The following is a 22,912-nucleotide window of genomic DNA, read 5'->3' on the forward strand; positions in this document are numbered from 1 at the left end:
GCCGTACCCCGGCCGGTAGCGTCGGAGCACACCGCAGGAACGCCGTCTCGCCACGGCACAGCACGCCCCAGTGGCGATGAACGGAACTCACCATGCCGGGGCACCCGAACCTCCTCGAAGCGCTGCGCCCGTCCCGCCGCCGGATGCTCGGCCTCACCGCTGCCGGGACCGTCGGGGCGCTCGCCGCGGTCGTCGCGACCGGCCGGGCTGCGAACGCAGCCGACGCGACCGTCATGACCGTCAACCCGCGCACGAGCACCGCCGCCATCAACGCGTGGCTCGCAGTGGGCGGGGTCCGGGTCCTCCGCGGCGCGGCCGTCCTGTCCGGACCGCTCGTCATCCGTTCCGGCACGCAGCTCGACGCCTCCGCCGCGAGCGTCACGGGGGCCGTCGGGGACAACGTGCTCCGGAACGCCGCGGCGAACCCGAGCGCGCGGACCACCGCCGCCGTCCGTGCCGGGTCGCCGATCGTCACCACGAAGGCCGCGGTGTTCAGCGCCGCGATGGTGGGGCGCCGGGTGCAGGTCCTCGGCGCCGGGCCGCGCGCCGGGAAGTCCGACGCCCCGGGATCGATGTACGGCCGGATCGTGTCCGTGCAGTCGTCGACCCGCGCCACGCTCGACGTCCCCGCGACCACGACGCTCGCATCGGCGTCGACCTCGGTGTTCCCGCCGAACGACGGCGACATCAGCATCACCGGCGGGACCTGGACGAACCGCAGCAAGAACTCCGTCTCCCAGACCACCGAGTCGCACGGCCTGCTCCTGCGGCGGGCCTCGCGGGTGACGCTCACCGGCCTCACCGTGCACTCCACCGGCAGCGCCCAGGTCGGCGGGCAGTACGCCGTGTCCTTCGGTGACGTGACCGACGTCACCGTCGAGGACATCGCGTTCATCGACACCGCCTCGGACGGGGTGCACTTCCAGGGGCCGTCGTCGCGGATCGCCGTCCGCCGCATCACCGGGGAGCGCACCGGGGACGACCTCGTCGCGTTCACCACCGTCGACGGGCAGACCCACGCCGGGTCGCGACTCGGCGACTGCGAGGGCGACATCACCGACGTCGTCGTGGAGGACGTGCAGGGGAAGAACTGCCTCTGCCTGCTCAAGGTCACCTCGGGCATCGGCGCGAACGGCGTCCAGCGACGGATCCGCCGGTTCACGGCCTCGGACCTGACCGGCACCGTCACGGGCCGTTCGCCCGTCCAGATCATGAACTACGCCGGGCCGACCTGGTTCGAGGGGACCGTCTCCCGCGTGACCGCGACCGGCACGAGCGGGACGATCGTCAACGTCGACGTACGGACGCTCGGCGCGCTCGTCGTCGAGGACGTCACCCTCCCCGCCGGTGCCCACGCCGCAACGGACGGCATCGTCCGCGTCGCCGCCACGAGCGCGTCGTCGGTGACGGTCCACCGGGTCACGAACCGCTCCACCGCGAAGGGCGCAGCGGGCGGGGTCGCCCTCGCGGTCGGGTCCGTCCCCACCGTCGTCGTGAGCGGGGTCGCCTGCCCGGTGCTCGCGCCGCAGTTCGACTCCGTGCGGATCGTGAAGGCATCGGCCACGATCACGTCCCTCACCGTCACCGACGACAAGTCGGCGGCGCTCGCGGGCAACGTGCTCGCCCTCCCGGCTGCCGGGTACCGGATCGCGAAGGCGACGTTCGCGCGGATCGCCCGGAGCACCGGGTCGATCTGGGCCGCCGACGCCGACAGCTCGGTCACGACTGCGTTGACGATCTCCGCGTTCACGGGAGGCCGCGCCGTCGCACTCCTCCGCGGACCCGCGACGGTGAGCGTGCAGGGTCTCTCGCAACCCGCCGCTTCCGGTGCCGCCGTCCGGCTCAACTCCGCCGCGGCGTCCCCGGTGCGCGTGGTCGTCGACGGGACGTCCACGCGGCCCGCGACCCTGGTGTCGCGCACGGGGTCGCAGCGGGTGTCGGCGGTGTCCCCGTTCATCGGCCTCGACGCCGGCCTGCTGACCCCGCGGGACGGCGACGTCGTCCTCAACTCCGGGACGAAGAACGCGCGGTCGCAGCTCCGGTGGGACGCGAAGGCCAAGAAGTGGCGCGCGACGTCGGTGGCACGGCCGAAGCCGACGCCTGCGCCGGCACCTGCGCCGAAGCCCGCGCCGACACCGGCTCCGTCGGCGTCCCCGTCCGCGCCGACGGCTCCGGTGACGCCACCGCCGTCCGCGTCGGCTCCGATCGCGCCGTCGTCGCCGACTCCGACGACCGCTCCGACGGCTGCCCCCACGGCTGCTCCGACGGCTGCTCCGTCGGCCTCGCCAGCGCCGACCGACGTGCCGTCGGCGTCCGCCACCCCCTCCGCTGCCCCGACGGCAGACCCCGCGCTCGTCCCCTGAGCGCCGCCCGGTGCAGCCGTGAGGTCGCGCGTCCTGCGGTGACGACACGACGGCCTGGAGGCGCGGTGCCAGCTGGCACCGCGCCTCCAGGCCGTCGTGGTCGCGCCTGCCCTCCGTGGTCGCGCCCGCCCCGCTTGGTGAGCAGAGATGGTCGGGTCGCCCTGCGGGACCGGACCATTCCTGCTCACGAAGTGCGTGCCGGGCACCGTGTGCCCGCGCGCGCCTACTCGGCGATGTTGGCGGTCACCGCGTCGATGTAGGCGGCGCGCTCCTCGCGGGAGTGCGGACGCCCGGGCACCCCCGGACGCTGCTCCCACGGGAACGGCCCGGCCTCGTGCCGGTACTCGATGCCCATCGCCTCGAGCCGGGCGACGTGCTCGGCGAGCCGGCCACGGAACTCGGCGACGTCGCGCGGACCCGTGACGTCTGCCGACCACAGCGCCTCGGCGAGGGCCGCGACGCGGGGGAACAGCTGGTAGTCGAGCTTCCGGGCGGTGTCGACGTGCTCGGTCCACATGTTGCCCTGGCCGCCGATGACGTGGGCGCGCTCGGCCTCGGTGAGATCGGACGGAACCGGGTCGAAGGCGAACACGTCGTCGACCGTCAGGACGATCGACACCGGGATCGGCTCGGTCTCGAGGTCGCTCTGCCGGTAGTCGAGGTACACCTGGTCGTCCGGCGCGGAGATGACGTCGTGTCCCCGCTTCGCCGCGGTGCGGGCGCCGGTGAGACCGCGCCACGAGAGGACGGTCGCGGACTGCGAGAGCGTGCCGCCCTCGAGGATCTCGTCCCACCCGAACGCCCGGCGTCCGTGCGACTCGACGTGCGCGGCGAGCCGGCCGATGATCCACGCCTGCAGCTGCTCTTCGTCCTGCAGACCGAGCTCGCGGATGCGCTCCTGCGTGCGGGGGTCCTGCTCCCACTGGACCTTCGGGCACTCGTCACCGCCGACACCGATGTAGTCGGAGGGGAACAGCGCGATGACCTCGTCGAGGACGTCCTCGAAGAACGCGATCGTCGATTCCTCGGCGTTGAGCACGTCGTCCGCGATGCCCCACTCGGTCCAGACGTCGATCGGTTCGCCGGAGACGCCGAGCGACGGGTACGCGGCGAGGGCGGCGCGGACGTGCCCGGGCGTCTCGATCTCCGGCACGACGGTGACGAAGCGGTCGGAGGCGTAGGCGACGATCTCGCGGATGTCGTCCTGCGTGTAGTAGCCGCCGTGCGGGCGGCCGTCGAACGAGACCGGGTGGAGGACCCCGTCGGCGTCGGGCACGTGCGCGCCGACCTGCGACTCCTTCCGCCACGACCCGATCTCGGTCAGGCGCGGGTACTTGCGGATCTCGATGCGCCAGCCCTGGTCCTCGGTGAGGTGGAAGTGCAGGCGGTTGATGCGGTGCGCGGCGAGCTGGTCGACCACGCGCATCACCTCGTGCTTGGTGCGGAAGTGCCGGGCGACGTCGAGCATGACGCCGCGCCACGCGAAGGCCGGGGCGTCCTCGACGGTGACCGCGGGGATCGTCCACGGGCCGGTGCCGACGCGGCCGTGCCGGTAGACGTCGGCGGGCAGGGACTGCAGGAGTGCCTGCACGCCGTAGAAGACGCCGGCGGCGCTCCCGCCCGTGATCTCGACGGACTCGGACGTCACGACGAGACGGAACGCCTCGGAGCGGTCGCCGTCGGGCCCGGCGGGCAGGGTGTCGTCGTCGGCGACGCGCAGCACGATGTGGTCAGTGCGCGTGGCCTGGGTGCCGGCGGTGTCGGTGCCGTCCGTGCCGGCGGCGCCGTCCGTGCCGGCGGCGCCGTCGGTGCCGTCCGTGCCGGTGCCGCTGGGGGCGGCCGCTTCGGCTGCGTCGCGCACCGGCAGCCCGGTCGATCCGCGCAGGGTCTGCTGCAGGTACAGTCGGACCGACTCGCTCGCAGGGTCTGCGGCGATGCGTGTCGACGGGGTGATCGCGAAGGCGCCGACACCCGGTTCGGTGCGGCGCGGCCGTGGGATGAGCATGTCGCAGTCCACCATTCCTCAATGATCTTTCGTAATATGGAGGCTATGGCCGTGGACGAGACCGTGTCAACGCTCCCCAGCGGTGTCGTGGGCAGCACCCCGGGGATGCTCCGCCTCATCAACTCGCGGGCGCTCCTCGACGAGCTCTTCCGCGACGACGGTTCGCACACCGTCACCGAGCTGAGCCGCACGGTCGGACTCTCGCGCCCCACGGTGGAGGCAGCGCTCGCCGACCTGGTGGAAGAGGGCTGGGTCACCGAGGCCGAGGCGATCGCCACGCCGAACAAGGCCGGCCGCCGCGCGAAGCGCTTCCGTGCCGACGCCGCTGCGGGATCCGTGCTCGGCGTGGACCTCGGCCTGCACGGCATCGTCGGGCTGCGGTCGGACCTCCGCGGGCAGCAGCTCGCCCGGGTGGAGGAGGTCTACGCCGACCTCGCCTCGGCCGAACAGGCATGGGAGAGCGTGCAGGACGTCGTCCGCCGGCTCGTCGACGGCACCGACCCGTCGCGGCTCCTCGCCGCCACCTTCGGCGTGCCCGCCGTCGTCGACCGCTCCGGAGAGATCGACTACACCGTCGCCGTCCCGCAGTGGGTCGAACGACGCGTGCCCGGCCGGATCGGCGACCTCTTCCCCGGCTCCGCGACCTTCTTCGACAACGACGCCAAGCTCGCCGCCACCGCCGAGGCGATGTGGGGCCGTTTCCGCGGCGTGCAGGACGGGCTCTACCTGGTGATGGGTCGCCAGATCGGTGCGGCCTACGTGGTCGACGGGCAGCTCGCGCGCGGTGCGCGCGGGGCAGCGGGCGAGATGGGCGGCCTGGCATCGACCGGCTGGCCGAGCGCACCCGCCCGACTGGAGGCACGGATCCCCTCCGGCTCCGACCTCGAGTCCGTCATGGCGTCGGCCGGGCAGGGCGACGCTGCCGCGTCGGCGATCGTGCGGGCCTTCGCCGAGGACGTCGCGCCCGGCGTCGTGCAGCTCATCGCCACGATCGACCCCGAGGTCGTCGTCGTCGGCGGCGAGGTCCTGCCGGCAGCGTCGGTGTTCGCCGAGGCGCTCGCCGAGATCGTGACGTCGCAGCTGCGGCACCCGGTGGAGATCGTCCCGTCGACGGTCGGCCGCGATGCGGTGGCCCGCGGGGCGCTCGCGCGGTCCCTGACCCACGTCCGGACGTCGCACATGGGGCTGGGCTGACGGGCGCGTTCTGAAGGGCGCGGTGAGCGCGGTCTGGCGGGCGCGGGCTGACGGGCGCGGTCTGACGGGCTGATCCCCAGGTCGTGCGCCGGGTTCTGTCAGGGCGTTCAGGGACCATGTGTCCATGACGACTGCCGTGGCTGCGCCTGCCCACACCATGACCGTCGCCGCCGGCGACTCCTCCGGTTCCTCCGGCTCCGACCTGGGCGGGCTCTCCGGCCTGGTGCTCCAGCTCATCGACGCCCTGGGGGAGTGGGGCGTCGCGCTCATGCTCTTCGTCGAGACGGTGTTCCCGCCGATCCCGTCCGAGGTGATCCTGCCGCTGGCCGGCTTCCTCGCCGGTGCGGGGCGGATGAACCTGCTGCTCGTCCTGGTGCTCGCGACGCTCGGGTCGTACCTCGGAGCGCTGGTGCTCTACGTCCTCGGAGCGAAGATCGGCTTCGAGCGGACCACCCGCTGGCTCGGCAAGCTGCCGCTCGTGGACGAGGACGACTTCCGGAAGGCCGCCGACTGGTTCCACCGGCACGGCAAGAGCGCGGTGTTCTTCGGCCGGTTCGTCCCGATCGTCCGGAGTCTCATCTCGCTGCCCGCCGGCGCGGACCGGATGCACCTCGGCACGTTCTCGGTCTTCACGATCATCGCGAGCGGCATCTGGAACAGCGCGCTCGTCCTGCTCGGGGCCGCGTTCGGCAACCAGTACGAGCGGGTCGAGCAGTACACGGAGTGGATCGACCGCGTGCTCTACGTGGCGATCGCCGTGGTCGTCGTCACCTTCGTCGTGCGCCGGGTCCGTCGCGCCCGGACCGACCGGGCAGCACGCGGTCGTCGCCGAGCCGAGCCCGCCGAGGACTAGGCCTTCGTCAGCGCCGACTCCTTGTGCGCCGCGCGCTTGCCAGACTTCTCCGACTCGACGATCCAGTACGGATCGTCGTCCGTGGGCTTGAACGTCTGCCCGTCGAACTCGAAGTCCTCCACCCGCTTCTGCACGAGCGTGCCGGTCGTCTTCCCCTGCGAGGTGTTCCAGTGCACTTCGTCGCCCTTCGACAGCGCCATTCTGTCCTCCTTGCGTGATCGCTCACATTCGTGGAGGTCGGACGATACCCCGATGCATCCGCATGAACACAGGGAAGTAGGGCCCATCACGATGTCATAACGCACGAGCGGAATCGGATGCGGCCGCGTACCGTACTGGGTGAGTCACCTTGCTGGCAACTGCCACGGATCACCGGGCTCCGAACACGGAACGACGACACCATGACACTGCTCGACAGCGTACGGACGGACACGGTCCTCTCGGGCCGCTACCGGCTCGTGAAGCTGATCGGCACCGGGGGCATGGGATCGGTCTACGAAGCACGCGACGAGCACACGTACCGCGCCGTCGCCGTGAAGATGTTCGCGACGCCCGACTCGATGACCACGGCCGACCGGGTGCGCCAGGAGCGCGAGATCCGGTTGCTCAGCATGCTCTCGCACCCCGGGCTCATCCCGCTCTACGACGCCGGCACCCACGAGTTCGACGACGGTCCGCACCGGTACATCGTGATGGAGCTCATCGCGGACACCACCCTGCTGCGCCGACTGGCCGGCGGAGCGCTGCACAACTACGAGGTGGCCGACCTCGGCGCCCAGCTCGCCGATGCCCTGGCGTACGTGCACTCCCGCGGGATCGTCCACCGTGACGTGAAGCCCGCCAACATCCTCATCAGCGACGAGGGCTCGTCCGGCTTCGTCCGCACCGTGAAGCTGACCGACTTCGGCGTCGCGCACTTCGTCGACGGGTCCCGGCTCACCAACGACGGCACGATCATCGGGACGGCCGCGTACCTCAGCCCCGAGCAGGTCGCCGGCGAACCGATCGGCTTCGCCACCGACGTGTACTCGCTCGGACTGGTGCTCCTCGAGGCCCTCACCGGCAAGCAGGAGTACTCCGGCACCCTCATCGAGGCCGCGCTCGCACGGCTGCGGCACGACCCGGAGATCCCCGACGGGATCGCACCCGAGTGGCGTGACCTGCTGGCGAGGATGACCGCGCGGAACCCGGACCGGCGACCCACCGCCGTGGCGATCGCCAGGGCGCTCCGCGGCGGTTCGACGCAGATCACCGGACCGGTGCCGCTCGGCCCGCAGCGGGTCAAGCACAAGCGTGACCACCGCATGCACCGGGCCGCGCACCGGCACGCGAAGCGCGGGACGTTCGCGGTCGTGCGGCGCTGGCGTCGGCGGAACGTGCTCGTCGGGTCGTTCGCCGCGTTCGGCGTCATCGTCGCCTGCGGCGCGGCCTACGTCGCGGGCATGCTGCACTGATCCCTCGCACCGGTGGACCCCGGCGGACGGACTGCGCGAGGTCGGCCCGGACACCGCGCGTCCCTGGCAGGATGGACGGCATGACCGACCAGCGCTGGATCAAGATCTGCGGCCTGTCGACGCCCGAGACCGTGGACGCCGCCATCGACGCGGGTGCCGACGCGGTCGGGTTCGTCTTCGCCGCGGGGAGTCCCCGGAACGTGACGGCCGACCTCGCGAAGCAGCTCGTGGAGCGCGTGCCTGACGGGATCGACGCCGTCGGGGTCTTCCGCGACCAGGAGATCGACGAGATCGTGGGCATCGCGTCCGAGGTCGGGCTGACCACCCTGCAGCTGCACGGTGGCCAGTCCGCGACCGACTTCGCCCGTGCCCGCGACGCCGGCTTCTTCACCATCCGTGCGATCGCGGCCGAGGACTACCTGCGCGAGACCCCGGAGGAGCGTGCCGCGTACGACCACGACCTGCTGCTGCTCGACGCCGCGGTCCCGGGGAGCGGCCGCCTCATCGATGCCGCGTCGATCGACGGCAAGGTCGACGAGGCCTGGATCCTCGCGGGCGGGCTCACGCCGGCGAACGTCGTCGCCGCGATCGAGTCCCTCGACCCGGACGGTGTCGACGTGTCGAGCGGGGTCGAGTCGGAGCGCGGGGTGAAGGACGCGGCGAAGATCCGCGCGTTCGTCGAGGCGGTCCGCAGCATCCCCTGACGCTCGTCGCCGGCGCAGGCGGCAGCGGCCGCGCCGGGCCGAGTCTCGGCCATGCGGACACCTTCGCGGGTCGCGAGACGCGAATCTGTCCGCTCAGCCGAGTCTCGCGTCGCGGCGGGCGCCGGTCAGCGCAGGGTGGGGATGAGCTCCGTCAGGAAGGCGTCGGTGTCCTCCCAGCCCTCCACCGCGTGGCAGGGGACACCGAGGGCCTTCACCGGGTAGTCGTTGCCCTCGGGGTCGAGCCGGTCCCCGACGAAGAGCATGTCGTCCAGCGTGATGCCGGTGATCTCGGCGAGGCGCTGCATGCCGTATGCCTTGTCGATGCCCTTGCGGGTGATGTCGACGCTCGTCGAGCCGCCGGAACGGACTTCGAGGTCGGGGAGGTCCGCCTGCACCCGACGCTTCAGGTCGTCCTTCTTCGCCCCGGTCGGGTCCCACCGCTTCTTCACGTCCACCGGTGCCGCCTGGCCCAGCGCGGAGAAGGTGATCTGGGAGCCGCGGTCCTCGAGGATGGCACCCCAGGTCTCCGACTCCCAGTACCCGGCGGCCTTCGCGTGCGACTCGACCGCGGCGAGGGCGCGGGCCTTCTGCTCCTCGGTGAGGTCCTCGGCGTACTGCAGCGCCCAGTCGTCGTCGGACCACCGGTAGTAGCGCGTGCCGCAGGTGGGCAGGAGGTGCAGGTCGTCGAGTGCGAGCCCGTCGCGGTGCCGGAGGGGCGTGACGAGCTGCTGCTCGAACTGCTGGAAGTTGCCGCCGGAGATGACCGCGACCGGCACGACCTCGAGCAGGGACGCGAAGGTCTCGAGCATGCGGGGGTCGAGCGCGGACTTCGAGGGGGCGAGGGTGTCGTCCAGGTCGAAGGCGACGAGTCGGGGCGTGGTCATGCGACCGATTCTGTCAGGTCCGGCCGACACCGCCGCGGTCAGGAGCGGTGGGTGGCCGGGACCCGGTCGCGGGCGTACGTGATGTCGGTGTACCCGTGCGGCGCCGGGTTGCCGTCGGCGTCGAGGTTCACGAACACGACCTCGTCGATGGTGAGGATGCTGCGGTGCGTGAAGAGGTTCCGCGCCTCTGCCCGCATCGTGAGCGAGCTCCGGCCGAAGCGGGTGGCGACGAGGCCGATCTCGACGATGTCGCCCTCCTTCGCGGAGGACACGAACTCGATCTCCGACATGTACTTCGTCACGACCTTGCCGTTGCCGAGCTGGATGATCGCGTACACCGCGGCCTCTTCGTCGATCCACCGGAGGAGGCTGCCGCCGAAGAGGGTGCCGTTCGCGTTGAGGTCCTCGGGACGGACCCACTTCCGCGTGTAGAAGTTCATCTCGGGCTGTGGCTGATCGGGCTGTGGCTGATCCTGCTGCATGTCACTACATACTACGCGCGGCCGCGTCCTCCGGGGAGGGCACGGCCGCGCGGCGAAGCGGAGTGGCTACTCCTTGACGAGGACGACCTCGTCGAGGGGGATGCGCGTGCGCGGGGCGACCTCGCGGCCGGCGGCCTTCTCGTCGAGCTGCGACGGGTCCGCCACGGTGCCGATCGCGGTCACGGTGTAGGGCAGGAAGCGCTCCGGCAGGTCGAAGGCCGCACGGAGACCCTCGGCGTCGATGCCCGCCATCTGGTGCACGTGGAGGCCTTCGGCGTGCGCCTGGACGGTCAGCGCGGCGAGGGACTGGCCGAGGTCGTACTGCGCGAACGGACGCGCGTCGCCGTCCTCGGTCACCGTCTCGAGCACGCCGACGACCAGGGCGCTGGCACGGAACGCCCACGCGGCGTTGAAGCCGAGCAGGTTCTCGTTGATCTTCCGGAACGTCTCGGTGCCACGACGGCCCGCGATGAAGCGACGGGGCTGGAAGTTCATGGCCGACGCTGCCCAGCGGGCGGCCTCGAGGACGGCGTCGAACTGCGCGTCCGAGATCGTCGCGGTCTCGTCGTAGGAGCGGGGGCTCCAGCGTTCCTCGAGCAGGGGGACGAGGGGCTGGCTGGAGTCGGTCGAACGCGTGAGCGTGCTGGAGTTCGTCGAGGTCATGGTGCGGTCAACGGTATTCGATGCGTACGCATTTCCGACCTGTACGACGTCACATGTCGCCGAGTGACGACCGTGGTGCCAGGATGGGTCCGATGGGTGGCGTGTTGACGGGGTTCGCGATCATCGGTGCGATCATCGCTGCCGGGTACGTCGTCGGGCGCATCGGCCTGCTCGGCCCGCACGCCCAGTTCGTGATGAGCCGGCTCGCGTTCTTCGTGCTCATGCCCGCCCTGCTCTTCCACACGATCGCGAGCGCCGACATCGGGTCGCTGCTGTCGCCGATGCTGTGGGTGTCCCTCGTCAGTGCGGTCTCGGTCGCGCTCGGCGCCGCGCTGGTGTTCCGGCTGGTCCTCCGGCGCCCGGTGACGACGACCACGATCGGCGCGCTGGCCTCGAGCTACGTCAACGCGAACAACATCGGGCTGCCGGTCGCCGTGTACGTCCTCGGGCAGGCCACCGCCGTCGTGCCGGTGATCCTCCTGCAGCTCATCGTGCTCGCACCGATCGCCCTCACCGTGCTCGACACCGCGACCTCGGACGGCGGGAGCTGGGGCCGACGCATCTCGGGGCCGTTCCGGAACCCGATCATCATCGCGTCCCTGGTCGGGCTGGTGTTCTCGGCGACGGGGATCGAGCTGCCGACGCCGGTGCTCGAGCCGTTCTCCCTGGTCGGGGCGGCCGCCGTCCCCGTCGTGCTGCTGTCCTTCGGGATGAGCCTGCACGGTGCGACCCCGCTCCGGGACCCGACGATCCGCACGGACGTCATCGTGGCGTCGGCGATCAAGCTCGTGGTGATGCCCGCGGTGGCGTTCGTGTTCGCCCGGTACGTGTTCGGGCTCGGCGACCAGGACGTGTTCGTGCTCACGACGCTCGGAGCGCTGCCGGCCGCGCAGAACGTCTTCAACTACGCCCAGCGGTACGGGGCGGCGGTGCCGATGGCACGCGACGTGGTGCTCATCTCGACGATCGGTTCGGTGCCGGTCCTCGTCGCCGTCGCGGCGCTGCTGCACCCGTAGGAGCCGCCAGGCCAGGCCGCGATGCGGCGGACGGGAGGCCCGTGGCGGCGCCGCCCCGCGCCTCCCGTCCGCCCTGCGGTCGCGACCACCGCGGATGGTGAGCAGCAACGGTCGGGTCGCGTCGTGCCACCCGACCACTCCTGCTCACCGAGGGCATCGGGTGCGCGCGTACCCTGGCGGCACAGCGGCGCGTCCGCGCCGGACACCACGAGGAACGGGAGATCCCGATGGACACGATGGCGATGATGAAGACGATGTCGACGACCGACATGCCCATGGCGATGGACATGGACGTGATGCAGGACACGATGATGGCGATGAACGCCGCGTCGATGGCCGCGACCATGTGCTCCGCGAGCGACATGCGCATCGGCGCCGAGATGGCGACCTGCGCCGCGATGTGCTCGAACACGGCCACGATGGCGGACACCGGCATGCGCATGATGATGCGGCCGATGGGCATGGACGCCTTGTCGATGCGGACGATGCTCACGGCCTGCGTGGCGATGGGCACGGCCTGTGCCGCGGAGTGCCGGGCGCACGCCGACATGGACGAGGCCTGCCGCTACTGCGCGATGGCGTGCGACGAGATGGTGGCGAAGTGCGAGGCGATGATGGCCTCGATGACCGCCTGAGGACTACGCGACGCGCGCGGTGGTCTTCCGGCCACCCGCGCTGAGGATCTCTGCCGCCGGGTGGTGGGCGATCGGGTCGCCGACCGACACGAGCGTGTCCGCGTCGGCCACCCGCAGCTGCGTGACGTCGCCGTCGAGGAACGCGACCACCACGTCGGCGGGCCGTGTTTCGAGGACGATGCCGTCCCGCCAGGCGCGGGGCGTGGCGTCGGCCATGACGCGCTGGATCGGAAGGATCGTCGACGGGGTCGTGCGGGACATGGCTTCACCTGCTCTCGGAGGGGTTCGGTGCAGGAAACCTACGTCGGGCGCGACGCCCCCTTCAACGGTGGGCTACACGGGACGTAACAGAGCCGCGTCGGCTAGAAGATCATCGGACGGTCGTCGTCGAGCGAGGTCTCGAGGTCCAGGTCGACCGAGACGGGCACGTGGTCGCTCGGGGCGTCGCCCTTCCGCTCGTCGCGGTGGATGCGCGCGTCGGTGACGATGTCCGAGAACGCCTGCGACCCCATGATGAAGTCGATGCGCATGCCCTCGTTGCGGGGGAAGCGCAGCGCCTTGTAGTCCCAGTAGGTCCAGCCCTCGGGCACGATCGGCCGGACCACGTCCTGCAGCCCGCGGGCTTCGAACGCGCGGAACGCGGCACGCTCCGGCTCGCTGACGTGCGTGGCGCCCTCGAACACCCGCATGTCCCAGACGTCCTGGTCGAGCGGTGCGACGTTCCAGTCGCCCATCAGCGCGAGGGGCTGCTCCGGGTCCGCCGTGAGCCACTCGGAGGTGCGGTCGGCGAGCTGCGCGAGCCAGTCGAGCTTGTAGACGTAGTGGGGATCGCCGACCTCTCGACCGTTCGGCACGTAGAGGCTCCACAGCCGGACACCGTCGACGGTGACGCCGATCGCGCGGGCCTCGGTCGGGACGTCGGGGCCTTCGTGCCCCTTGAGGAAGCCGGGCTGGCCGGGGAAGTCGCGGGTGACGTCCTCCATCGGCAGGCGGCTCGCGAACGCGACGCCGTTCCACTGGTTGAGGCCGTACGCCTCGACCTGGTAGCCGGCCGCCTCGAACGCCTCGACCGGGAACTGCTCCGGCTTGCACTTGATCTCCTGCATGCCGAGGACGTCGACGTCCTCGCGCACCAGCCAGTCGACGACCCGACCCACTCGGGTGCGGACGGAGTTCACGTTCCAGGTCGCCACGCGCATGGGATCGAACCTACCGGGGACCACCGGCAGCCGGGTGCAGCCGGGGTGCGGCGCCGCGTGCCGCGGGGCGTGCCGCAGCACGTGGTGGGTCGTCGTGCGGTCTGCCGTGTTGCAGTGCAGCGTGCCGCGTCCGGCTCTCGGGCGTGGCACGGCACGATGGTGTTCGCTGGGGGTCCAGCAAGCGACGCAACCGGAGGCACTGATGGCATCGACGACGAACCGCGTCGACGGGACCGCGACGACGGGCACGACGGCGACGGGCACCACGACGACGCAGGTGACCACCAACGGCAGGACGATCATCGACGACACCGTCGTCGCGAAGGTCGCCGGCATCGCCGCGCGGGACGTCCCCGGGGTCTTCGCGCTCGGCGGCAACGCCGCTCGGGCCTTCGGTGCGATCCGCGACGCGATCGGCTCGAGCGCGCTCGGCCAGGGCGTCCGCGTCGAGGTCGGCGAGACCCAGGTCGCGGTCGACCTGACGATCGTCGTCGACTACCCGACCCCGATGATGGACGTCGCGACCGCCGTCCGCGCGGCCGTCACGAGCGCCGTCACGGAGCTCGTCGGCCTCGAGGTCACCGAGGTCAACATCGCCATCAACGACGTCAACATCCCGGCACTCAACGGTGTCGAGGTCGATGCCGAGGGTCGCGTCCGGTGAACGCCACCGTCGTCGGTATGGGCGTCGGCGCGCTCCTCGCGATCGTCGCCGTCACGCTCGGCTTCTGGGCGTTCGTCGTCGTCGCCGTGTTCATGCTCGTCGGCGGACTCGTCGCCCGCATCGTCTCGGGCGACATCGACTTCCGTCGTCTGCTCGACGTGCTGCGCGGACGCCGGAGCTCGTCGTGATCCCAGCCGCCACGGGGCGGCCCGCGGGGGCACCGGTCGGCACGCGGTCGCCCGACGGGGCTCCGTCGTCTGCGCCCCGGCAGGTGGCCGGGTACGACCGCGTCGGGTCGGCGGCGCTCGTGCACACGGCACAGGCCGTCGCGTCCGAAGCGCTGCGCGTGCCGTTCCGGGAGGCCCGTGCCCGGGTATCCGACGACGGTCACGGCGCGCTCGCGGTCGAGATCACGGCCCCGCTCGCCGTCCCCGTGCTGGGGAGCCACGCGGTCCCCGACGAACCCGTCGTCACGACGGCGCACCGCGCCCGCGCCGTGATCGCCGAGCGGCTCCGGAGCATCACCGGCCGACAGGTCGAACGGGTGACCGTGACGTTCTCGTCGTCCATCGTGGACACCCCGCGGAGGGTCCGGTGACCCTCGGGCAGGACGTGACGGCCGGGTCGCCGTCGCCGTCCTCATCGGCCATGCCACCGTCCGCCTCACCTTCCCCCTCCTCGTCGCCCGGCCGCACGCACGACCGCGTCTACCGCCGCATCGTCCGCCGTGAGACGAGTGCCTCCCGCTCCGGCGCCGTCGTGGTCGCGATGCTGGTCCTGCTCCTCATCGCCGCGGCGGCCGTGTTCGCCGCGGCCCTCGTGCTGCTCGACCAGCGCGTCCTGGGGATCGACCCGCGCGACGTCGTGGACCGTGCCGTCCGGGCGCCGCGCGGCCTCGACACGACGATCACGGTCGGCATCGCAGCGATCGTGGCGTTCCTCGGCCTGGTGTTCCTCGCGCAGGGGCTCCTGCCGCAGCGTCGCCCGCGGCACGCGATGTCGTCCGACCGCCTCGCCGTGGTCGTCGACGACGAGGTGCTCGCCTCCGCAGCGGCCCGTGCTGCCCGGTCCGTGACCCGGCTCGGTCCCGACGCCGCCGTCGGGACCGTCGGCCGTCGCACCGTCGACGTCGTGCTCCGCCCCGCCGCGGGCGTCGACGTCCCCGCGGTTGCCGCGACCGAGGCCGTCGACGCCGAGTTCGCCGCGATCGACACCGAACCGCCGATCACCGCACACGTGCGGGTGCAGCCGACCGGACGGGTGGACGGATGAACGCCACGAACCGCGGGCTGGGACGGACGGCGCTCGTGGTCGTCGGTCTGGTGCTCCTCGTCGCCGGTGTCGCGACGATCCTGGTGCAGACGGTGCCGTGGGCCGCATCGACCTGGCACGACTGGGGCCGTTCCCTGGGCGACCTCGGTGCCGGTGCGCCCCGAGATGCGTCGGTCACCGCGTGGACCTGGGTCCTCGGCGGCGGAGTGGTGCTCGGGATCCTGGCGCTCGTGGTGCTGACGACGCTCGGTGGTGGTCGGGTCGGGACCGTGGTCGAGGACGACGGATCCGCCGGAGGCGTCGCCGGGCTCGTCCGGATCGACGCGGCCGCCGTGCAGCACGCGCTGTCGTCCGCGATCGGCGCGATGCCGCAGGTCGGGTCCCTCGCGGTGGACGTCTACCGGGTCCGGGGCGGTCGCGCCGTCCGGATCCGTGTCCGGCCTCGCCGCGGCGCCTCTCCGCGCGAGATCACGACCGGGGTCGAGGGCGTCGTCGCGGACCTCGACGCACTGCTCGGCGACCGCCTGCCGGTGCTGCTCGAGATCGCCCGCGGTGGATCGGGCTCCGGCCGCACCGACCGGGTGCACTGAGGCCGGCGTGCGGCGGTCCGTCGACGGTCTGTCCCGGGCACGGGGTCACGTCGGCGTGCCGCGCGTCGTGACCGAGGTCGCGCGGGGTCGGCCGGTGCAGGCGGTGTGGGTCAACGAGATCGGCGGACGGACCTTCCGCATCAGCGAGCACGGGAGCGCCGAGGACGGGCACGCCGAGGAGTACGTGAAGGTCCTGCCGCACGCCTACGCCCCCTGGGTCGTCGGCGAGGCGGCGCGGTTGACCTGGGCCTCCCGGTACGCGAAGGTCCCGGAGCTGCTCGACCACGGCGTCGACGACGAGGGCGCCTGGCTGCGGACCCGTGCACTGCCGGGGTGGAGCGCCGTGGACCCGCGGTGGCACGACGAACCGCGGACGGCCGTCGTCGCGGCGGGGGAGGGCCTCCGCGCGCTGCACGAGGCGCTGCCGGTGCTCGACTGCCCGTTCGAGTGGTCGACGGCACAGCGGAGCGGCCGCGCGCGTGCCGCCGGCGCCGATCCGGAGCCGATCGGGCCGGAGCCGCCCACCGACCGCGTGGTGGTCTGCCACGGCGACCCCTGCACGCCCAACACCCTCATCGGCGCGGACGGCCGTTGGGCGGGGCACGTCGACCTCGACGCTCTCGGCATCGCGGACCGCTGGGCGGACCTGGGTGTGGCGACGATGGCGCTCGGCTGGAACTACGGGCCCGGGTGGGACCAGCTCTTCCACGAGGCGTACGGGGTGCCGATCGACGAGGAGCGCACCGCGTGGTACCGGGCGCTGTGGAACCTGGACGACGACGGCGTCGAGACCGCCGGGCCCGAGCGCCGTCCGGCCTGAGCGCCGTCCGGCCTGAGCACAGTCCGGCCTGAGCGCAGTCCGGCCTGCGCGCCGTCTGGTCTAGAAGCCGACGCCCCGCGCCTGCATGAACGGGATCGGATCGATGGTCGCGCCGCCCAGGTGGACCTCGAAGTGGGTGTGGCAGCCGGTCGATGCCCCGGTGGAGCCGACGAGGGCGATGAGCTGCCCGGCCGAGACCTGCTGCCCGGAGGCGACGCGGTAGCCACCGTTCACGATGTGCCCGTACGCGGTCTGCACGCCGCCGGCGTGGCTGATGCGCACGTAGTTGCCGTACCCGCCGTACCAGCCGGCGTAGTCGACGGTGCCCGCGGCCGCCGCGACGATCGGCGTGTAACAGCCGCTCGCCAGGTCGGCGCCGTCGTGCTTCGTCACCGCGCCGGTGATCGGGTGCACCCGGTACCCGTACGGGCTGATGACGTACCCGCTGGCCGGACGGACCCAGCCGGTCCCGCTGCCGGAGCCCGCGGAGCCACCGGCGCCCGAGCCACTGCTGCCGGAACCCCCGCCGCCACCGCTGTTCGCCGCGGCCGCGGCCGCCGCCGCGGCACGTGCTGCCGCCTCGCGCGCGGCCTTCGCCTCGGCTGCCTTGCGGACCTTCTCGCCCTGGGCGAACTCGGCCTCGGTGCGCACCCGACCGGACGTCAGGGTCGCGAGCTGGGCGTCGAGTCGTGCCTTGTTGGCCTGCTGCTCGTCGTAGGCGGTCTGCACCTTGTCGGCGGCTGCCTGGGACGCCTGCATGCGTCGTTCGGCCTCGGCCGCGAGCTCGTCGAGGGCGTCGGCGGCGCGGTCGGCCTGCGCGGTGAGCGAGCGGGCGACGGCGGCGTCGGCGGTGGCGGCGGACTCGACCCGCTCGGCCTGCTCGGACAGCTTGCTGAGGGCGCCGAGGTTGTAGAGGAGGTCCTTCGCGTCCTCGCCGCCGGTGATCACGGACGCGGTGACGTCGGCACCGCCCGAGCGTGCCATCTGCGCCGCGAACTGCCCGGCCTGCGCGGCGCTCTGCTCGGCGATCTCGGTGTGTTCCTCGGCGTCGGCGCGGAGTCGCTGTTCCTTCTCGGCGGCGTCCTGCGCGTCGCTCTGCGCCTCGAAGAACTCGGTGCCGAGCCGCTTCGCCTCGGCCTCGGCCGCCTTGAGGTCGTCCGCCAGCCCGGCGACGATGTCCTTGATCGCGGTGATCTGGCCCTGCTTCGCGGACTCCTGCCCACGGGCGGCCATCACCTCGTCCCACGAGGGGTACTTCGCCGCACTGGCCGAGGGCGCGTCGAGCACGACGGTGCCGACGAGGCCCGCGAGCGCGAGGGCGGTCGCGGCGAGTCGGAGGCGCACGGTCGCGCGGGTGGCGCGGTGGCTGGAGGGGCGAGGCACGGGGACGAGCCTATACATCCGTACAGAGAAGACCAGCCGACGCCGCGCCGCTGTGGAGAACTCGCACTGTGGAGAGCTCGCACTGTGGAGAACCCGCCGGGCTCAGAAGCCTCGCTCGAGCCGGATCCGGTCGGCGCTCCCCACCACGTCCCGCTGCAGCACCGCGGCCCCGGACGTGCCGGCGTAGTCGTAGACGTCGAACCCGGTGCAGTGCGTGATCGTCGCCGGGGCCCCGAGCGAGTCCTCGACCGCGGTCGTCCAGAGGTCCTGCGACCCGATGACGACGAACGTCGGGGCGGCGTCCCGGTAGGCGCCGAGGTCGACGAGCCACGGGTACGTCTCGAACGTGTCGCGGACCTGCAGCAGCTGCACGTTCGTCGCCGAGTAGGCGGCGAGGGGCCGGACGGTCCAGAACTGGCCGACCCCGACGACGGACCGTCCGTCGGCCCAGTGGTCGAGGCACGATGCCGGGTCGTACCGCGCTGCCGTGACCGCCCGTGCCGTGCTCGGCGCCGTGGCGACCCCGGCGAGGAGCACCCCGGCCGCCGCGATCGCCAGCACCACGCGGACCCCCCGGCGGGGACGGTGCACCTGGGTCCGGCGGACGGCGGTGCGGGCGAGCTCCGCGACGGCGACGAGCGCGAGGAGCGGCGCCGTCACGACCGGCTCGAGGTACCGGGGCGTCTCCGAGCCGGCGACGACCACCCCGACCGACACGGCCAGCACGGTGACGAGGGGGAATGCCGCCGCCACCAGCACCGTCCGTGACGTCCGCACCCGCCAGGCCCACACCGTGCCGCCGACGGTCAGCAGCACCCCGATGAACATGAGGAGGAGCCCGGCGTCCCCGGCGGCCGTCCCGGCGCGGTCGTCGGTGAGCGCGGCGAAGAAGCCGAGCGTCTCGCCGGCGTGGGACGGCTGCACGTACGTCGACGGGTCGAGCGACACGAACGGGCGGAGCGGGATCCGCAGCAGGTAGCCGACCACCGAACCGATCGTCACGGTGCCGGCGAGCAGCAGCACCGGACGCCACGGCAACCGGCGGGCGACGGCGAGCAGCACGAGCGTCACGACCACCGGCGCCGCCGACCACGGCACGTAGAGCGGGTTCGACGCCGTCGTGCACGCCGCCACGAGACCGAGGATGACGAGCACGGTGACCGACGCCCGACCGAGCCGGACGGCGCGCAGCACCAGCACCGCGGTGCCGAGCATGGCGAGGACGACGCCGTAGTAGTAGGTCGTGGTGAGGAGCAGCGAGGCGAGCTCCAACGAGGTCGCCGTCGCGGACGACTCGGTGAGGACGAGGAGCGTCAGGAACCCGAGGGCGATCGCGGACACCGCGACCCGCGCCGACCGACGGGCGGCCGGCATGAGTTCGTTCGCGGCCGCGCGCACCAGGGCGTACACGGCGAGGAACACCAGGACCCCGTTGAGCGCCAGGGCCTGCTGCGGGGTCGCCGTGACCGCGGCGCAGAGGAGGTAGACCGGCAGCTCCGGGAAGAAGAACAGCGCCGGGGACATCGCCCACTCGAACGGCTGCCCGAGTGCCAGCGAGCGCTGGACGAGCGGTAGCAGCACCGAGTCGCCGTCGTACCAGAGCAGGTCCACCCGGGCCGTCGCGACGACGTGACGGAGGGCGATGACGGACAGGGCCAGCGCGATCAGCGCACCCGCCGCCTCCCGTCCGGCCGTGGCGACCAGACCACGCCACCGCGGGCCGCCCGACGGACGCGCCACGGCCGTGGCGGTGCGCGCTTCGGAGGGCATGACCGGAGCGTACCGAGCGCCGCTGGCGGAGCACCCCCACAGGCTGGGGGAGCGCGGTACGGGGACGACCGGCTACCCTTGTGGGCTGTGACCGACGCGCGCGACCAGCTCATCCAGTTCATCACGGACGAAGCGGTGTTCCACGGAGACTTCACCCTCACGAGTGGGAAGAAGGCGACGTACTACATCGACCTCCGCAAGGTGAGCCTCGACCACCGTGTGGCACCCCTCATCGGGCAGGTCATGACGGACCTCGTCGGCCAGGTGCCGGACGTCGACGCCGTCGGCGGGCTCACCATGGGCGCCGACCCGATCGCGAGCGCCGTGCTGCACCAGGCAGCGGCACGCGGGCTCGCCTACGACGCGTTCGTCGTCCGCAAGGAGCCGAAGGACCACGGCCGCGGCAAGCAGGTCGAGGGTCCGGACCTCAAGGGCAAGCGCGTCGTCGTGCTCGAGGACACCTCCACCACCGGTGGCTCGCCACTCAAGGCGGCCGAGGCGCTCGAGCGTGAGGGCGCGATCGTCGCCGCGGTGGCCGTCGTCGTCGACCGCGACACGGGTGCGAAGGAGAAGATCGAGGCCGCCGGGTACCCGTACTTCGCGGCGATCGGGCTGGCTGATCTGGGGCTGAGCGCGTGACCCCGGAGCGTCCGGACGACGCGCACGAGCCCGACCAGGCCGCCGGTCCCGAACACGGGGACGACGGACTGGAGGCACGGCGCGAGTCCGCCCCGGACGCTCCGTTCCACGGTCTCCGCAGTGCCGCCGACATCTTCGGTGCGCCCCGCGGCGCCGAGGACTGGCCCTCGCGCCGCGAACGCCGCGAAGCCGAGAAGACCGCCCGCGAGACCGGCGCGCCCCTGCCGGAACCGTTCGAGCCGGTCGAGGTCGTCGAGCCCGACCCCGACGTCGCGCCGGTGGCCCCGGTGGCCCCGGCGGCCCAGTCGGCCCAGTCGGCTCCGTCGGCCGACGAGGACAACGCCACCCAGGCGATCTCGATGCCCGAGCAGCTCACCGCGCCGTCGCAGAACCCGCAGGCCAGCGCCGAACACGAACGCGAGACCCTGGGCGAGCGGATCCCGCCCGCTGCTCCCGTGCCGCCGCCGGCGTCGGCTGTGCCGCACCCGTCGTCGATCAGCCTGCCCGGTGCCCTGTCGCACCGCGACGAGCGCGCCGTCGAGCACCGGGCGATCGAGGACGAACGCCGTCGGGTCGACCCGTTCGGCGAAGGCCGGAACGACGTCGACTGGCTCGGTCGGGCATCCGGTTCGCACCCGGACGCGATCGCTCCGGCCGCTCCCGTCGCCCCGCCGTCCCTCGCCCCGCAGCCCCGCACGCCGCAGCCGCCCGCTCCGCAGCCGCTCGGCGTCGAGAACGTGCTGCCGACGAGTGACGAGCCGCCGAGCTTCACCGAACTCCTCCGCATCGCCGACGCCACCGGTGCGACCGGCGCGCAGGACACCGACGGACACGAACGTCCCTTCGACTGGGCGATCCGCGACGACGAGACCGGCGAGGTCCCGACGACCCTGACGACGAACGCCTTCGACACGACGGCGCTCGCCGGTGGTGCCTGGACGCTCGCGGACGAGTCCGACGACGATGTCGTCGCCGGAGAGCTCCCGACGCCGGTGCACGGCACCCCGGTGCCCGACGCGACCGACGTGCCCGACGCGACCGACGTGCCAGACGCGACCGACGTGCCCGACGCGGCCACCGGGTCGCGTGCCGCGACCGACGTCGACGACGCGCGTGACGAGGCGGACGCGGCCACGGGCCTCCAGGCCGACGCGGCGACCACCGCACTTCCGGTGGCGGCGACGCCGTGGTGGGCCGAGCCCGAGGGGACCGTCCCGCCCACCGCGGCCCCGCCCCTCGTCGAGCCGGCCGCCGCCGCACCCGACGCGCAGTACCCCGCGCACCTCCCGCCCGCGGTCGGGCGGGACCTCGACGCCGTGATGGGCATCGGGGCGTACGCGTCGACCGAGCGTGACGACCGGGGAGCCGAGCCCGCACCGCTGCCCTCCGCGGCGCCCGACGACCTCGACCAGTCCGAGTGGGACGGCCGCGAGACGAGCGACACGAGCGCCATCAAGGACCTGTTCGGCACCGAGGCCGTCGGTCAGCTCGGCGGGACCGGGTACGACCCGGCCGACAACAGCACGCGGATGATGCCGGCGGTCGGTGGCGCACCCGCGCACGCACCTGCCCCGGGCCGCACGCCGGTCGCGCCCGTCGCTCCGGCACCCGCTGCCGCCGCAGGTGGCGGTGACCGCGGCAACTTCATCAACGAGGGCTTCGCCAAGCTCCGGAACGAGGGGCAACGCGGCAAGCGCCTGCTCATCTGGGGCTCCGTCGCGCTCATCGTGCTGCTGCTCGTCGCGGTGTTCGCCCTGACGCGCTGGATCCTCGGCAACACGATCGAGGACCACACGCCGGCGCCGACCTCCACGTCGACCTCGGCGGCGTCGTCGGGGTCCTCGCCGAAGGCCTCCTCGGTCTCCAGCGCGGCCGCCACCCCGTCGCCGTCCACGGGGCTGCAGACCCTGCAGTTCGCGACGACCCCGGCCGCTCCGGGTGAGCACACCTGGACCGAGCTCGCCGGCGGGGAGTGCCTGTCGCCGTTCACGAACGCGTGGTCGCAGACCTTCACGGTCGTGGACTGCGCGTCGCCGCACATCGCCCAGCTCACCGCACGCCTACCCGTCTCGGCGAACCAGTGGCCCGGACCGGACGCCCTCGCGGCGCAGGCGACCGAGCAGTGCCAGACGTCCGCGGCACTGAACACCTCGGCGGCTGCGGCCTTCGGCGACGTGCAGGTGCAGGGGTCGTACGCGCCCGACCAGGCGACGTGGGACCAGGGTGACACCTTCATCTCGTGCTTCGTGACGCGTTCCTCGGGCGAGACGCTGACGGGGTCGCTCGCCCCGTAGCGTCGGGTCGTCGGGGGACGGCCTTCCG

General features: G+C 72.6%; 24 protein-coding genes. 15 read left to right on the forward strand and 9 right to left on the reverse strand.

What is annotated here, in order from left to right; all coding sequences use genetic code 11:
* The first annotated feature begins 92 nt into the window (after positions 1 to 92).
* A complete protein-coding gene (locus DEJ28_RS02940; protein WP_181433734.1) occupies positions 93 to 2,363 on the forward strand; it encodes a hypothetical protein in 2,271 nt (756 codons plus the stop codon).
* 223 nt (positions 2,364 to 2,586) lie between these two features.
* Here the strand turns inward: DEJ28_RS02940 and DEJ28_RS02945 are convergent, their stop codons facing one another.
* A complete protein-coding gene (locus DEJ28_RS02945) occupies positions 2,587 to 4,368 on the reverse strand; it encodes a beta-N-acetylhexosaminidase (RefSeq protein WP_111115905.1) in 1,782 nt (593 codons plus the stop codon).
* Positions 4,369 to 4,419: 51 nt separating this feature from the next.
* Between DEJ28_RS02945 and DEJ28_RS02950 the strand changes: the two genes are divergently transcribed.
* Both DEJ28_RS02950 and DEJ28_RS02955 read left to right on the forward strand, forming a co-directional pair.
* Positions 4,420 to 5,562 carry an ROK family transcriptional regulator gene (locus DEJ28_RS02950; RefSeq protein ID WP_181433733.1) on the forward strand — a complete coding sequence of 381 codons (1,143 nt, stop codon included), beginning with the start codon at positions 4,420 to 4,422 and terminating at the stop codon, positions 5,560 to 5,562.
* Between the two features lie 124 nt (positions 5,563 to 5,686).
* A complete protein-coding gene (locus DEJ28_RS02955; RefSeq protein WP_258368088.1) occupies positions 5,687 to 6,415 on the forward strand; it encodes a DedA family protein in 729 nt (242 codons plus the stop codon).
* Here DEJ28_RS02955 and DEJ28_RS02960 read toward each other — a convergent pair.
* Positions 6,412 to 6,615 carry a hypervirulence associated TUDOR domain-containing protein gene (locus DEJ28_RS02960; protein ID WP_111115879.1) on the reverse strand — a complete coding sequence of 68 codons (204 nt, stop codon included), beginning with the start codon at positions 6,613 to 6,615 and terminating at the stop codon, positions 6,412 to 6,414. The two genes, DEJ28_RS02955 and DEJ28_RS02960, sit on opposite strands and share 4 nt — an antisense overlap.
* A 201-nt stretch (positions 6,616 to 6,816) precedes the next feature.
* Here DEJ28_RS02960 and DEJ28_RS02965 point away from each other — a divergent pair, with 201 nt between their 5' ends.
* Together DEJ28_RS02965 and DEJ28_RS02970 are read left to right on the forward strand one after the other, a co-directional pair.
* Positions 6,817 to 7,869, forward strand: a complete 1,053-nt coding sequence (locus DEJ28_RS02965) for a serine/threonine-protein kinase (protein ID WP_181433732.1) — start codon at positions 6,817 to 6,819, stop codon at positions 7,867 to 7,869.
* Positions 7,870 to 7,949: 80 nt separating this feature from the next.
* Positions 7,950 to 8,573, forward strand: coding sequence for a phosphoribosylanthranilate isomerase (locus DEJ28_RS02970; RefSeq protein WP_111115904.1), 624 nt, complete (start codon positions 7,950 to 7,952; stop codon positions 8,571 to 8,573).
* A gap of 125 nt (positions 8,574 to 8,698) precedes the next feature.
* Here DEJ28_RS02970 and DEJ28_RS02975 read toward each other — a convergent pair whose 3' ends face one another.
* The 3 genes from DEJ28_RS02975 to DEJ28_RS02985 form a co-directional block, all read right to left on the reverse strand.
* The gene (locus tag DEJ28_RS02975) at positions 8,699 to 9,457 is read right to left on the reverse strand and encodes an HAD-IIB family hydrolase (RefSeq protein ID WP_111115877.1); all 759 of its coding nucleotides are present in this window, start codon (positions 9,455 to 9,457) and stop codon (positions 8,699 to 8,701) included.
* 38 nt (positions 9,458 to 9,495) lie between these two features.
* A complete protein-coding gene (locus DEJ28_RS02980) occupies positions 9,496 to 9,939 on the reverse strand; it encodes an acyl-CoA thioesterase (RefSeq protein ID WP_111115876.1) in 444 nt (147 codons plus the stop codon).
* Between the two features lie 66 nt (positions 9,940 to 10,005).
* Positions 10,006 to 10,602 carry a nitroreductase family protein gene (locus DEJ28_RS02985; RefSeq protein ID WP_111115875.1) on the reverse strand — a complete coding sequence of 199 codons (597 nt, stop codon included), beginning with the start codon at positions 10,600 to 10,602 and terminating at the stop codon, positions 10,006 to 10,008.
* A 92-nt stretch (positions 10,603 to 10,694) separates the two neighbouring features.
* Here DEJ28_RS02985 and DEJ28_RS02990 point away from each other — a divergent pair, with 92 nt between their 5' ends.
* Positions 10,695 to 11,618, forward strand: a complete 924-nt coding sequence (locus DEJ28_RS02990; protein WP_111115874.1) for an AEC family transporter — start codon at positions 10,695 to 10,697, stop codon at positions 11,616 to 11,618.
* A 227-nt stretch (positions 11,619 to 11,845) separates the two neighbouring features.
* The gene (locus tag DEJ28_RS02995) at positions 11,846 to 12,253 is read left to right on the forward strand and encodes a four-helix bundle copper-binding protein (RefSeq protein ID WP_111115873.1); all 408 of its coding nucleotides are present in this window, start codon (positions 11,846 to 11,848) and stop codon (positions 12,251 to 12,253) included.
* Between the two features lie 3 nt (positions 12,254 to 12,256).
* Here DEJ28_RS02995 and DEJ28_RS03000 read toward each other — a convergent pair whose 3' ends face one another.
* Both DEJ28_RS03000 and DEJ28_RS03005 read right to left on the reverse strand, forming a co-directional pair.
* Positions 12,257 to 12,514, reverse strand: coding sequence for a nuclease (locus tag DEJ28_RS03000; RefSeq protein ID WP_111115872.1), 258 nt, complete (start codon positions 12,512 to 12,514; stop codon positions 12,257 to 12,259).
* Between the two features lie 101 nt (positions 12,515 to 12,615).
* Positions 12,616 to 13,452 carry an exodeoxyribonuclease III gene (locus DEJ28_RS03005; RefSeq protein WP_111115903.1) on the reverse strand — a complete coding sequence of 279 codons (837 nt, stop codon included), beginning with the start codon at positions 13,450 to 13,452 and terminating at the stop codon, positions 12,616 to 12,618.
* Positions 13,453 to 13,654: 202 nt separating this feature from the next.
* Here DEJ28_RS03005 and DEJ28_RS03010 point away from each other — a divergent pair, with 202 nt between their 5' ends.
* The 6 genes from DEJ28_RS03010 to DEJ28_RS03035 are packed head-to-tail and all read left to right on the forward strand — an operon-like array spanning position 13,655 to position 16,798.
* Positions 13,655 to 14,116 carry an Asp23/Gls24 family envelope stress response protein gene (locus tag DEJ28_RS03010; protein WP_111115871.1) on the forward strand — a complete coding sequence of 154 codons (462 nt, stop codon included), beginning with the start codon at positions 13,655 to 13,657 and terminating at the stop codon, positions 14,114 to 14,116.
* On the forward strand, positions 14,113 to 14,304 hold the full coding sequence (locus DEJ28_RS03015) for a DUF2273 domain-containing protein (protein WP_111115870.1): 192 nt from the start codon (positions 14,113 to 14,115) through the stop codon (positions 14,302 to 14,304). The genes DEJ28_RS03010 and DEJ28_RS03015 overlap by 4 nt, the downstream gene beginning before the upstream one ends.
* Positions 14,301 to 14,714: a hypothetical protein gene (locus DEJ28_RS03020; RefSeq protein ID WP_146248864.1), complete on the forward strand. Its 414-nt coding sequence runs from the start codon at positions 14,301 to 14,303 to the stop codon at positions 14,712 to 14,714. The genes DEJ28_RS03015 and DEJ28_RS03020 overlap by 4 nt, the downstream gene beginning before the upstream one ends.
* Complete coding sequence (locus tag DEJ28_RS03025; protein ID WP_111115868.1) at positions 14,711 to 15,388, forward strand: hypothetical protein; 678 nt, start codon at positions 14,711 to 14,713, stop codon at positions 15,386 to 15,388. The genes DEJ28_RS03020 and DEJ28_RS03025 overlap by 4 nt, the downstream gene beginning before the upstream one ends.
* Positions 15,385 to 15,978: an Asp23/Gls24 family envelope stress response protein gene (locus DEJ28_RS03030; protein ID WP_111115867.1), complete on the forward strand. Its 594-nt coding sequence runs from the start codon at positions 15,385 to 15,387 to the stop codon at positions 15,976 to 15,978. Before DEJ28_RS03025 ends, DEJ28_RS03030 begins: the two co-directional genes overlap by 4 nt.
* A gap of 7 nt (positions 15,979 to 15,985) precedes the next feature.
* Complete coding sequence (locus DEJ28_RS03035; RefSeq protein WP_258368087.1) at positions 15,986 to 16,798, forward strand: aminoglycoside 3'-phosphotransferase; 813 nt, start codon at positions 15,986 to 15,988, stop codon at positions 16,796 to 16,798.
* A 60-nt stretch (positions 16,799 to 16,858) separates the two neighbouring features.
* On the opposite strand, the gene DEJ28_RS03040 is transcribed toward DEJ28_RS03035, so the two are convergent.
* Complete coding sequence (locus DEJ28_RS03040; RefSeq protein WP_111115866.1) at positions 16,859 to 18,181, reverse strand: M23 family metallopeptidase; 1,323 nt, start codon at positions 18,179 to 18,181, stop codon at positions 16,859 to 16,861.
* A gap of 102 nt (positions 18,182 to 18,283) precedes the next feature.
* Positions 18,284 to 19,951 (reverse strand): hypothetical protein, encoded by a 1,668-nt coding sequence (locus DEJ28_RS03045; protein WP_111115865.1) that lies wholly within the window; start codon positions 19,949 to 19,951, stop codon positions 18,284 to 18,286.
* An 87-nt stretch (positions 19,952 to 20,038) separates the two neighbouring features.
* On the opposite strand from DEJ28_RS03045, the gene pyrE reads away from it, so the two are divergent.
* Together pyrE and DEJ28_RS03055 are read left to right on the forward strand one after the other, a co-directional pair.
* On the forward strand, positions 20,039 to 20,590 hold the full coding sequence (pyrE, locus tag DEJ28_RS03050; protein WP_111115864.1) for an orotate phosphoribosyltransferase: 552 nt from the start codon (positions 20,039 to 20,041) through the stop codon (positions 20,588 to 20,590).
* A complete protein-coding gene (locus DEJ28_RS03055; RefSeq protein WP_111115863.1) occupies positions 20,587 to 22,884 on the forward strand; it encodes a septum formation family protein in 2,298 nt (765 codons plus the stop codon). Before pyrE ends, DEJ28_RS03055 begins: the two co-directional genes overlap by 4 nt.
* Positions 22,885 to 22,912: the final 28 nt, after the last annotated feature.

This window comes from Curtobacterium sp. MCPF17_002 (assembly GCF_003234115.2).
Classification (GTDB): domain Bacteria; phylum Actinomycetota; class Actinomycetes; order Actinomycetales; family Microbacteriaceae; genus Curtobacterium.